Below are 257 nucleotides of genomic sequence, written 5' to 3' on the forward strand. Positions count from 1 at the left end.
TGCATTGATGACGCAATGATTACACCTATCGCATCTGAGGCAGACGCATTTCTTGCCGCAGTGAAAACCGCCGTCGATTCGGATGTCGGCTACGGCAACCGTCCATTCTCCTACTCGAAGCGCGACGCGAAAGCGTACCCATACCAACTAGCCCAGCTGCTCAAGCGCGTTCGTGCGGTGAGGGATGGAGAATTCCTCTTCAAGACTGCCGCTAACAGCCGACATCGTCGGACAGGTCGTTGCTCACGAACGCAAAC

At 55.6% G+C, this 257-nt stretch carries 1 protein-coding gene; it reads left to right on the forward strand.

Annotated elements, in window-relative coordinates; genetic code table 11:
- Nucleotides 1–15: 15 nt before the first annotated feature.
- Nucleotides 16–257, forward strand: a 242-nt coding sequence (locus SB725_RS32305; RefSeq protein WP_410923579.1) for a hypothetical protein, incomplete at its 3' end; no start/stop codon positions are given.

The sequence above is a fragment of the Pseudomonas sp. SIMBA_041 genome, from assembly GCF_046535095.1.
Classification (GTDB): Bacteria; Pseudomonadota; Gammaproteobacteria; order Pseudomonadales; family Pseudomonadaceae; genus Aquipseudomonas; species Aquipseudomonas mucoides.